We start from the raw sequence: 502 nt of genomic DNA, 5'->3' as shown, positions 1-502 counted from the left end.
TTTTGTGGCGGTCCATGCCCCCACCTACGTCAACAAGTACGACACCACCGAGGATCTGAAGGAGGGCGGCACCTTCCTGCTGAACTGCCCCTGGAGCGTGGAAGAGCTGGAAACCCGCCTGCCCGGCAAGATGAAGCGGGACCTGGCCCGGAAGCACGCCAACTTCTACATCATTGACGCGGCCAAGCTGGCCGTTTCCGTGGGCCTGGGCGCCAACCGCACCAACAGCATCCTGCAGGCCGCCTTCTTCGCCTTGACCAAGGTCATTCCCCTGGACATGGCCGTGGAGGACATGAAGAAGAACAACTACAACTCCTACTTCAAGAAGGCCGGCCAGGCCATCGTGGACAAGAACAACGCCGCCGTGGACGCCGGCATCAGCGCCGCCGTAAAGGTGGACATCCCCGCCAGCTGGGCCGATGCTGCCGACACCCCTGTTGTGGAGCCCGTGGGCGCTTCCCAGTTCGTCAAGGACATCGTCATCCCCATGGACCGCCAGAAG

Annotated in this window: 1 protein-coding gene; it reads left to right on the top strand. The window is 62.5% G+C overall.

Annotation, left to right across the window (positions count from 1 at the left end; translation table 11 throughout):
* A partial coding sequence (locus ACTQ4R_RS13000; protein WP_441629347.1) for a 2-oxoacid:acceptor oxidoreductase family protein occupies positions 1 to 502 on the top strand: 502 nt, incomplete at both ends.

Source organism: Dysosmobacter sp. Sow4_B12 (assembly GCF_052116665.1).
Classification (GTDB): Bacteria; Bacillota; Clostridia; order Oscillospirales; family Oscillospiraceae; genus Oscillibacter.
This window is presented reverse-complemented; position numbering and strand designations above follow the sequence as displayed.